Source organism: Paenibacillus whitsoniae (genome assembly GCF_003955665.1).
Classification (GTDB): Bacteria; Bacillota; Bacilli; order Paenibacillales; family NBRC-103111; genus Paenibacillus_E; species Paenibacillus_E whitsoniae.
Map to the genome: position 1 here is coordinate 18,300 of NZ_RXHU01000117.1, position 10,435 is coordinate 28,734.

Sequence of the window (10,435 nt, forward strand, 5' to 3'; positions counted from 1 at the left end):
TCCGGTTAACTCAGGCTTTTTGACGTTCGGTTTAGAAGGCTCTAGGAGCTACTTCGTCTTGCTCTGCAGCAGCTCGATCAGTTGCTGGCCCGGGTTGGCGAATTGGCCGCCGCCATTCGACCGGTTGCCGCCCTGGCCGCCGGCGCCACCGCCGCCGCCAAAGTTGCGGCCCCCGCCGTTGCCCCCGGCTGCATTGGCATCGGCGCCGGCGCCGCTCTTGCCGTCCGCCGCGCCGTTCGCGCTGCCGGCGGCATCGCCGCCCGCCTGCGGTGCCGCGGACGCGTTCGGCGCTGCGCTGCCCTGGCCGCCCCGATTCGGGCGGCCTTCGCCGCCGGCGCCTTGTCCACCCGGCCCGCCGCCTTGACCGCGGCTGGCCATGCGCGACTCGGCGTCGGTGATGAACTTCTTCTGCTCGTCAGTCAGCTTCTCGAGCAGTTTTGTTTTATTGTCGTCGCTGAGTTCCTTCTTATCGACGACATCCTGGACGACAGGCAGCATCGCCTGTGCCTGTTCTTTGGTGATCGCCAGGCCGTCCTGGCGATCCATCATCTCCAGCGTCTGGAACGTGGTGAACATCGTTCTTTGCGCTGCGCTCATTTGCGGCCGGTTCTGTACGTTTCCGCCGCCCTGCCCGGTGCCGCCGGCTGCCTGTCCGCTTTGCTGCGCAGGCGGGGACGTGTTCGCCGCCGCTGCGCTTTGCGTATCGTTCTTCGCTCCGCATCCGGCCAGCAGCACGGGAATTAATATGGCTATACCTGCAAGTTTTGTTATTTTCATATGTAGATGCACACTCCTATCCATGAACTTGTTTTTTATTGTAAGATAGGAATATGAAAATTAGCCGAATAGAAGCTGAAAAGCACATTAATCTTTCCTTAAAGTTGGCTGAGCATGAGGAGGGGAAACCAGCAATGAGCCTACTGACCAAAGCGATCTTACTGGCAGCCAAAGCCCATGACGGGCAGGAGGACAAAGGCGGTCAGCCTTATATTTTGCACCCGATTCGTTTGGCGAGCCGGGCCAAGTCAGAAGAAGACGCCATTGTGGCTGTACTGCATGATGTCGTCGAGGACTCCAACATAACGTTATTCGATCTGCAAAAAGAGGGCTTTAGCCCTTCCGTCATTGACGCACTCGATTGCTTGACCCGTCGCGCAGACGAAAGCTACGATGCATTCATTGAGCGCGTGAAGCTTAATCCGCTGGCGACGCGTGTGAAGCTGCTCGATTTGGAGGACAACAGCGACGTGAATCGCATCCCGAATCCGACGAAACAAGATTATGAACGCATCGACAAATACAAGAAGGCGATTGCAGTATTGCGTTTTTAACCGGCTTGTTGCAAGCGATTACCGAAAGAGCCTATTATTCGCAAGGCTCAGTAAAGGGGATTGTATTATGGACAAACAATGGGCAGCGGCATGGATTCAGCATCCCGATTTTGCGGATCAAAGCCCCGTCGACCTTCTGCATAAAGAAACGCTTCCGCCCCCGCCGTTCGAGCACCCGGTTCAGCTGAAGCATCATCACGCATTGTTCCGCAAGGCGTTCAAGCTGGAGCAGGGAGCGAGCTGCAAGGCTCCTTTGCTGTTGGATCTTGGCGCAGACGATTATTACAAGCTGTATGTGAACGGCCGCTACGTCGCGCAAGGCCCAGCTCAAAACTACAGGTTCCATTACTATTACAACCAACTGGATATTTCTCCTTTTGTAATCGAAGGGGTAAACGTCATTGCGCTCCACGTGTACTATCAAGGGCTTGTGAATCGGGCCTACAACAGTGGGGATCTGAGGCAAGGACTCATTGCCGAGCTGAAGGCCGGAGACGAGGTAGTGTGTCAAAGCGACGGCAGCTGGACATGCAAACGACTGTGGAAATATGGCGATTGGCAGGCGGAGACGGTCGGGTATGACACGCAATTTTTGGAGCACATCGATAATCGGCTGGATGTTCCGGGGTGGAATTTGCCGGAGTACGACGATGCTGGATGGGAGCGCGCAGTTCCTTTAGCGCAGCACGATTATGCGCTGTATTGCCAGCCGACCCCGGTGGTAGACACGTATCGCGTTTTGCCTCAGCAAGTCACGCAGCTTGGCGCTGGGCGTATGCTGATCGATTTCGGAGAGGAGATTACCGGTCAGTTTTCGCTGAAAGCTTCTGGCGCTGCGGGCGATCAGATCGAAGTCAGATGCGGCGAGGAATTGAATGCCGACGGCACGGTGCGCTATCAGATGCGGTGCAATTGCGAGTATCGGGAAATATGGACGTTGTCGGACGGCGAGCAAATTCTGGAAAACTATGAGTACAAAACGTTCCGCTATGCCGAGGTGATCTCATCCAGAACGGTGATCGATCCGGGGACAGTTTCGGCGGTCGTTCGGCATTACCCGCAGTTGGAAGGGCGTTATGCTGTTTTTAAAAGCGAGGATCCTATCCTTCAAGGCATCTGGGATATTTGCGAGCGAGCGGTGCGCAATTGTACACAGGAGTCGTATCTGGATTGTCCCAGCCGGGAGAAGGGGCAGTACTTAGGCGACAATACGGTGATTGGGCATGCCCACCTGTATGTGAGCGGTGATCCGCGTATGTGGAAGAAGGCGCTTCATGAGTTCGCTTTGAGTTCGGCCGTCTGCCCTGGTTTGATGGCGGTCGTGCCGGGAAATCTGATGCAGGAAATCGCCGATTTCTCCTGCCAATGGCCGATGCAATTGCTGACGTATTACAAGCTGACCGGCGATCGGACGTTTTTGGCGGAGATGCTGCCGTATGCGGAAGGTGTGGTGGCGTATTTCAGCCGCTATCAACGGGAGGACGGCTTGCTTGAGCATGTGAAGGAAAAATGGAACCTTGTCGATTGGCCGGACAACCTCCGGGACGGCTACGACTTTCCGCTTACCCGGCCTGTCAGTGACGGCTGCCATGCGGTGATGAATGCCTTCTACATCGGCTGTGTTGGCGCCGTTCAAGAGATGAAGGACATCCTCGAAATCTCGTATGAGGATGCTCTACCAGATTTGACGGAGGCATTCCGTCAAGCCTTTTACCGTCCGGCGGCACGCTTGTTCGCGGATGCCGAGTTCACCGATCACGCCTCTCTGCATGCAAACGTGCTGTCGCTTTTCTTCGGGTTGGTGCCGGAAGAGGCGGTTCCGAGCATCGTTGATTTGATTCGTCGCAAGCGGTTTAGCTGCGGGGTGTATATGTCGTATTTTGTGTTAAAGAGCTTGGCTAGGGCTGGGGAGTACGGCTTAATCTACGAGCTGATGATGTCAGACGACGAACACTCCTGGCAAAACATGCTGCGGGAGGGCGCGACTTCGGCTTATGAGGCCTGGGGTAAAGAGCAGAAATGGAATACGAGCTTGTGTCATGCGTGGGCGAGCTCGCCGATTCCTGTGCTGATCGAGGATGTGATCGGTCTGCAACCGCGGAGTGCCGGATGGGACACATGGGCATGCGAGGCCAAGCTGCCTTCGGATCTGCGGCCGTTTACGTTGGAATTGACCGTCCCGTCAGGACGGATCAAGCTCGAATACGACGGCAGTGAATTGACACCTGTTCTGCAATAATGAAGAAAGCATCAGCAACCATAGCGAGTCAATGCCGAAAAAGGTGTTGGCTCGTTTTCTTTTAACACGGATAACGGTTCAGCAGATCATATGCAGAGGTTGAGATTTCTAAAAAAAAGGTTGAGATCCTTTGTCGTCAAACTTGAAATGTTTATCTATAATGTAATTGTAGCGCTTACATAAAAGAATCATTTTTAAAAAAATCTAAAAAATTGACAGATGAAATAGTCCCCGCCAAGCGGGAGGAATCGAGAAATAACGGTGAATTCAATATGATGGAGGGGTTAATGTGAAGACAATGAAAAAAGGATTCATGTTTAGCGTGTCTACAGCCTTGATCTTAAGCATGGTGACGGGATGCTCCACGAATAACGACACGCCAACCGCATCGCCAACGGGAGAAGCGGCTTCAAAATCACCTGCGGCGACGGCGTCATCTTCCACAGAGAAGGTTAAAATTACCTATGCGATGTGGGGGAGCGAGGCGGAAGGAAACAAAACCCAGGAAGCGGCCGATAAGTTTAATGCATCCCAAAACAGAATCGAAGTCAAAGTGCAGGCGATTCCTTGGGAAAACTACATGACCAAACTGAATACGCAGGCTGCGGCAGGTCAGCTGCCGGATACGGGGATCTTAAAGGAGGATGGCGTCATTCAGTGGTCTTCCGATGGCATGCTGAATGATGTAAGCAGCATGTACGAGGGAAGCGACAGCAAACCGCTGGATAGCCTGGCCTACAAATATCAAGGCAAAACGGTAGCCTATGCCGCTGCCAACGAAATTCTCCTTCTTTATTACAACAAAGATATGTTCGACAAAGCGAAGGTTCCTTATCCGCCATCTGCTTTGGATAAAGCCTGGACATGGGATGAATTCGTAGCTACGGCCAAGAAGCTGACGGTCGACTCGAACGGCAAACATCCTGACGAGGCCGGCTTTAAAGCGCAGAGCATCGTTCAGTACGGCGCATCCGTCGAAAATCTGGCGTGGCAGCTGGAAGCCTGGGCACTGAGCAATGGCGGCGGTTTCTATTCGGGTGACGGCACAGCGGTACGAATTGGGGAAGACGCCAGTATGGAAGCGATTCAGAAAGTCGCGGATCTGTACTTAAAAGATCACGTTGCCCCGTTGTCCGTCGGCCAGACCGATGACGGCATTCAGCGTACCATCATCGCAGGCAAGGTCGCCATGGCGACGAACGGCGCGTGGAACGTAGGAACGAGCTTGAATGCGGCGAAGGATGCAGGACTGAAATATGGCGTAGCCGTATTGCCTTACATGAAGGAAAAGGTGACCCTCAACACGGGTGGCGCCAATGTCGTCTTCTCTCAGACCAAGCATCCGAAAGAAGCGATGGAATGGCTGAAATGGTACACGGCTGAAGAAAACAACTGGGGACTCATCTCATCAGGCATCTGGATGCCAACGTTGAAAAAATGGTATACGGATGAAAAGCTTACCCATAAGTGGGTCGATAATCCGAACTTCCCTCCGTATAACGAATACAAGTCTGCTGTCGTCGATTATGCGCTATCCCCGGCTGCAAGACCGGCTTCCTGGTTCTATACGAATCATACGACGGACTTTAACACATTGCTGGGATCGATATTGGGGGATGTGTGGACCGGAAAAACTTCGGCCAAGGACGCCATTTCCAAAAATCTTGAAGCTCTGAAAGCAGCCAACAAAGGCAAAAAATAACGGTTAGCAGGGATGACCGCCAAGAACTAGCAAGCGGCGGTCATCCTTCAACTTTTGAGGTGGGGAGCAAGATTATGGAAACCTTTAACAAACCTCGGCAGCGCCGTTCCCGCCTCTATTCAAGCGAGGCAAGCGTTGCTTATATATGCTTGATTCCGGCAATACTCGGACTGATCTTCCTTACCTATGCGCCTCTTCTTGGCGTGCTGGGGATTAGTATGACGAATTGGACGGGGCTGAAAAACCCCGAATTCGTCGGCTTCAGCAATTATGTCACTCTGTTTACCACCGATCCTTATATTAAAGATTCCATTCTAGCGACGCTTTACTTCGCCTTTTTATCGGTAGCCGGCAGTATGATCTATTCCCTGCTCATCGCGATGCTGTTGAACCGTAAAATTCCGGCAAGAGGTTTTTTCAGAGCGGTATTCTACGTGCCTTTCGTTTTGCCTGCCGCTGCTGTATATGTCGGATGGTCCTGGCTTTACGAAGCGAACTTTGGTTTCTTCAACTATCTCCTCTCCAAAGTCGGATTGAACAAAGTTCTCTTTATTGCGGATTCCAATTACGTAGTCCCATCTCTCTCTTTGATTGCAGTCTGGCTGTCGGGGAATCTAATCGTTATTTTTTTGGCCGGGCTTCAGAGCGTTCCGAACGTCTATCATGAAGCGGCTGAAATGGATGGTGCGAACGGATGGAATCGCTTCCGGCATGTCACCTTGCCTTGTATGACGCCGATCATCTTTTACAACCTGCTGCTCAGCTTGATCGCCAATCTACAAGTCGTTACGCCGGCCCTTGCTCTGACGAATGGCGGTCCGGGCAATTCTTCCCGATTCATGACGTATCTCATGTATGATCAGGCTTTCGTCAATTACAAGCTGGGTTACGCCTGCGCAACGACCTTTATTATTTTTGCTATTCTTGCCGCGTTTACGGCCGTTTTGTTCAAGACGTCGAAGCGGTGGATCTTTTCCGAAGGAGACGACGATAAATGAGCGAAATCGCATACGCCAGATTTAAAAGCAAAAAACGCAGTGAACGAATGATGAACGTGCTTTCACTTATCGTCGTCATTGGATTTGCCCTCCTTGTGCTCTTCCCGATCTGGTGGATATTCCGTACGTCTTTGATGACGAATCCCGAGATCTACCAGTATCCGCCGTCGCTCATACCGAAAAATTGGTTGTTTTCCAATTACGAGAATACACTGAAGATTTTTAAATTCTGGAAGTACTTATGGAATACGATGGTCATTATCATTCCGTCCTGTTTGGGGGGGACGTTCACGGCTACCTTGTGTGGTTATGCTTTTGCAAGGTTGCGGTTTAAAGGCAAACAATTGATCTGGATCCTTTGCGTCGGTTCGATGCTCTTGCCTGCCATGGTTACGCTCATTCCCCTGTACATTGGATGGACACGGGGGCTGGGACTCCAGGACAGCTATCTGCCATTGATTTTGCCCTATTTTTGCGGCGGCGGCGCTTTTAATATTTTTTTGATTCGGCAGTTCATTCTCTCCATCCCGCGAGAACTCGACCAAGCGGCAACGATTGACGGAGCCGGGTACTTCCGCATTTTGTTCAGCATCATTATGCCAGCCATCAAGCCTGCTATGATCGTCGTCGCTTTGTTTATTTTCATCGGCTTGTGGAACGATTTGCTCCAACAGATGATTTACATTAATTCAAGCGATAAATACACGATCGCACTGGGACTTACCAATTTTAAAGGACAATTAAAGCAAGATTGGTCGTCAACGATGGCAGCCACGTGCCTGTCCTTTGCGCCTGGCGTCATTTTCTACCTGATTGGTCAAAAATATTTTGTAGAGGGAATCACGTTAACCGGATTGAAAAATTAGCCTTCGTGGCATGAAATCAACGTAAATGAAAGCGGTGCTGTGCGATGTCAAAGCAAATGAAGGATATACGGCTGGAAACAGGGAACGTTCGGATTGAGGACAGCTTTTGGTCGCCTTATATCCGTCTGGTGAAGGAGGTTGTGCTGCCCTATCAATGGGAGGCGCTCAACGATGGGATCGAGGACGCTGCGCCGAGCCATGCGATTCGGAATTTTCGAATTGCTGCCGGGGAGGAAGCGGGTGCCTTCGGCGGCATGGTGTTCCAGGACAGCGATGTGTACAAATGGCTGGAGGCCGTCGGCTATATGCTTGGCGTGCGGCCGGATCCGGCGTTGGAAGCCATTGCGGACGATGTCGTCGAGCTGCTCGCCAAGGCCCAACAGCCGGACGGGTATTTGAACACGTACTTTACGCTCCAGGAACCGGAGCACCGCTGGTCGAACTTGGCGGAATGCCACGAGTTGTACTGTGCAGGCCACTTGATCGAAGCGGGTGTCGCCTATTTCCAGGCAACGGGGAAGCGCAAGCTGCTCGACGTATGCTGCCGGTACGCCGACTACGTGGATACGGTGTTCGGCAGAGAGCCGGGCAAGCTGCAGGGCTACGATGGACATCAGGAAATCGAGTTGGCGCTGATGAAGCTGTACGAAGCGACCGGCAACGAGCGATACGTGAAGTTGAGCCAGTTTTTCCTCGATGAGCGGGGGCGGCAGCCGAGCTTCTATGCCCAAGAGTACGAGAAGCGCGTGAACAAGGTGCATTTCAAGGAGCTGAACATGGCGTTCGACTTGAAATACAGTCAGTCGCACCTCCCGGTTCGTGAGCAGGACACCGCCGTCGGTCATGCGGTTCGGTTGGTGTACATGTGCACGGGCATGGCTCACTTGGCCGGGGTGACAGGGGATGCGAGCCTGTTGGAGGCGTGCCGCAAGCTGTGGGCGAACATCGTGCACAAGCAGATGTATATTACCGGCGCGATCGGCGCGATGGCGTACGGAGAGTCGTTCACGATCGACTACGACCTGCCGAACGATACGGTGTATGGCGAGACGTGCGCGTCGATCGGCCTGATCTTTTTTGCCCGGAGGATGCTGGAGATTGAGCCGAAAGGTGAGTACGCCGACGTACTTGAGCGAGCGTTGTATAATACGGTGCTCGGCGGCATGGCGATGGACGGGAAGCATTTCTTCTATGTGAATCCGCTGGAGGTGCATCCGAAGGCGAATGAGGTCAATCCGATTTACGGGCATGTCAAAGTTCAGCGACAGCAATGGTTCGGCTGCTCCTGCTGCCCACCGAATATTGCGCGGCTGCTGGCTTCGCTGCACCATTATGTGTATACGGCCCAAGGGGATACGCTGTATGTTCATCTGTATATCGGAGGCGAAGCGGAGGTGCGTATGGACGGCCAGCCGGTGCGGGTTCGGCAAGACGCGAGGTACACATCTGACGGAAATGTAAGCTTTAACATACAAGATGCTGGAGCTGCGGGGCCTTTTACTTTGGCTTTTCGAGTTCCTGCATGGTGTGAAGACGTGGTGTACCGGCTGAACGGCACGATTTGCGAGCCTGATGACGTTCGAAATGGCTACGCGTACTTCACGCGGGCGTGGCAGTCGGGCGACCGGCTCGAGCTGCTGTTCGATATGCAGGTGCAGCTGATCCAGAGCCATCCGCTTGTCCGGCAAAACGCAGGGAAAGTCGCGCTGCAGCGCGGTCCGTTTCTCTACTGCCTTGAGGAGGCGGATAACGGGAGTCATCTCCACTTGCTGGAGGTTGACCGAGAGGCCGCGTTTACGGTCGAGTACGATCCGTACTTGCTGGGCGGCATATCAACGATCCGCGTGGAATCGCTGCGAACGGAGGTACCGGCGGAGGGTGCGCACTTGTATGTTCCGCATAAAGGATGGGCACAAAACCGCGTCATGTCCACGTTTATTCCGTACTACGCGTGGGGCAATCGCGGAGCGGGGGAGATGATGGTGTGGGTGAAGGCCGCCCGCACGTAGGTGGAAGGAGCTGTCTTCCGAGGGGTAAAACCTTGGCGACAGCTTTTTTTTGCATGTCCGCAACGCCTACCACCCAGGGGCGCAAGACGCCTTCTACCCTTGCCCCGTAAAATTCTTCCGAAAATTAAGCGGTGAAATCCCCTCTTTATTTGAAAAACAATAAGAGAAATAAGATGCATGCTGGAAGCCGCACTCCTCTGCGATCCTGGTCATGGACCAGTCGGTCTGGATGAGCAGTTTTTTGGCCTGCTCGATCCGATACTGCAGCAGGAAGTCCATCGGCGTCATCCCGAATACCTTGAGCATGCATTTGGCCAAGTAGTTTGGGTGATAGTTCAGCTCCGCTTGGAGTGTAGTGTTCGTAATTTTTTTCATATAGTTCTGTCGAATGAACAACTCGACCTTCTCCGCCAGGTGAAAGGCCGTCATATCCGTCGTCGCGATCAGCTCCCGGCTAATGTGCTGCAGGAAGAGCTGGAATGCGTTTTGCTTGCGCCAGTTGCGCACGGAGCGGGACTCGTCCTCGAGTTGGAAAAAATAGGCCGCAAGCTCAAACGCTTTTGGCGTCAGCTTCATATATTTGGGGATAAAAATGGAGTTGACCTCGGCATGGTTCAAGAATGCGGTTGTTCGATGATTGTTGATCAGTTCGGCTTGATTTTCCAAGCAGGCATTCATATCGGCATACTCGCCCCAGGCCCCGTGGGTATGAAAATGAATCCAGATAATTTCAGTCTCCTGCGTGCAGGGGGCTGTTCCGTAATGATTGAGATCCGGGCGGAGAATGATGGCCTCATGCTGCTTCACCGTCCAGTTATGCTTGCCTTCTCCGATATAAATCGTGCCCTTGGTCACAATGATTAAGTCGAAGGTGCCGATATGATTCCGCGAAATATGGAGATCGCCAGATTGGTAGAAAGCGCTTCCGAAATCCAGGAAGTAAGGGATTGGCGGGGCAATAAAGTGAAGGATCTGTGGATTCATAGTCACCTCGAGAGGTTCTTTTTTTGATAGCGGATGATACGATCATAGTACCATATTTGACTGACAAATGGAGAGTGATGTTGGGATTTCGAAAAAACGTGTTGGGAAAATTAATGCCGCACCTCGATCGAATCAGTATGATGAATCTATCGGGATCGGGCAACACTTCAGTGATAGATCCCGGGTATCTAAGCGTGAATCTATCAGGAGGAGGGGATCGCACAGCCAATCTGAAGTGCATCGCAACAGCATGATGTGACGGAAGAAATCTAACATTTCTTATGAGGAGGTTTAAGCTTGAGACAA

At 52.6% G+C, this 10,435-nt stretch carries 8 protein-coding genes; 6 read left to right on the forward strand and 2 right to left on the reverse strand.

All coding sequences use genetic code 11. The features are described 5' to 3' along the window. Positions 1-48: 48 nt before the first annotated feature. On the reverse strand, positions 49-777 hold the full coding sequence (locus EJQ19_RS29450; RefSeq protein WP_126144810.1) for a hypothetical protein: 729 nt from the start codon (positions 775-777) through the stop codon (positions 49-51). Positions 778-911: 134 nt separating this feature from the next. Here EJQ19_RS29450 and EJQ19_RS29455 point away from each other — a divergent pair, with 134 nt between their 5' ends. The 6 genes from EJQ19_RS29455 (at position 912) to EJQ19_RS29480 (ending at position 9,145) form a co-directional block, all read left to right on the forward strand. After that, positions 912-1,331 carry an HD domain-containing protein gene (locus EJQ19_RS29455; protein WP_126144811.1) on the forward strand — a complete coding sequence of 140 codons (420 nt, stop codon included), beginning with the start codon at positions 912-914 and terminating at the stop codon, positions 1,329-1,331. A 67-nt stretch (positions 1,332-1,398) separates the two neighbouring features. Beyond that, positions 1,399-3,570, forward strand: coding sequence for a family 78 glycoside hydrolase catalytic domain (locus EJQ19_RS29460; protein ID WP_126144812.1), 2,172 nt, complete (start codon positions 1,399-1,401; stop codon positions 3,568-3,570). Between the two features lie 298 nt (positions 3,571-3,868). Then, on the forward strand, positions 3,869-5,272 hold the full coding sequence (locus EJQ19_RS29465) for an ABC transporter substrate-binding protein (RefSeq protein ID WP_241243137.1): 1,404 nt from the start codon (positions 3,869-3,871) through the stop codon (positions 5,270-5,272). Between the two features lie 74 nt (positions 5,273-5,346). After that, positions 5,347-6,270: a carbohydrate ABC transporter permease gene (locus EJQ19_RS29470; RefSeq protein WP_126144814.1), complete on the forward strand. Its 924-nt coding sequence runs from the start codon at positions 5,347-5,349 to the stop codon at positions 6,268-6,270. After that, entirely contained in the window at positions 6,267-7,136 is an 870-nt protein-coding gene (locus tag EJQ19_RS29475; RefSeq protein ID WP_126144815.1) for a carbohydrate ABC transporter permease, read from the forward strand. The genes EJQ19_RS29470 and EJQ19_RS29475 overlap by 4 nt, the downstream gene beginning before the upstream one ends. Before the next feature lie 44 nt (positions 7,137-7,180). Then, a complete protein-coding gene (locus EJQ19_RS29480; protein WP_241243136.1) occupies positions 7,181-9,145 on the forward strand; it encodes a glycoside hydrolase family 127 protein in 1,965 nt (654 codons plus the stop codon). A gap of 93 nt (positions 9,146-9,238) precedes the next feature. Here EJQ19_RS29480 and EJQ19_RS29485 read toward each other — a convergent pair whose 3' ends face one another. Then, positions 9,239-10,129 carry a helix-turn-helix transcriptional regulator gene (locus tag EJQ19_RS29485; RefSeq protein ID WP_126144816.1) on the reverse strand — a complete coding sequence of 297 codons (891 nt, stop codon included), beginning with the start codon at positions 10,127-10,129 and terminating at the stop codon, positions 9,239-9,241. Positions 10,130-10,435 lie beyond the last annotated feature (306 nt).

Coding starts and splice junctions, on each gene's coding strand:
- EJQ19_RS29450 (WP_126144810.1), bottom strand. CDS start 777: ATGAAAATAACAAAACTTGCAGGTATAGCCATATTAATTCCCGTGCTG.
- EJQ19_RS29455 (WP_126144811.1), top strand. CDS start 912: ATGAGCCTACTGACCAAAGCGATCTTACTGGCAGCCAAAGCCCATGAC.
- EJQ19_RS29460 (WP_126144812.1), top strand. CDS start 1,399: ATGGACAAACAATGGGCAGCGGCATGGATTCAGCATCCCGATTTTGCG.
- EJQ19_RS29465 (WP_241243137.1), top strand. CDS start 3,869: ATGAAAAAAGGATTCATGTTTAGCGTGTCTACAGCCTTGATCTTAAGC.
- EJQ19_RS29470 (WP_126144814.1), top strand. CDS start 5,347: ATGGAAACCTTTAACAAACCTCGGCAGCGCCGTTCCCGCCTCTATTCA.
- EJQ19_RS29475 (WP_126144815.1), top strand. CDS start 6,267: ATGAGCGAAATCGCATACGCCAGATTTAAAAGCAAAAAACGCAGTGAA.
- EJQ19_RS29480 (WP_241243136.1), top strand. CDS start 7,181: ATGTCAAAGCAAATGAAGGATATACGGCTGGAAACAGGGAACGTTCGG.
- EJQ19_RS29485 (WP_126144816.1), bottom strand. CDS start 10,129: ATGAATCCACAGATCCTTCACTTTATTGCCCCGCCAATCCCTTACTTC.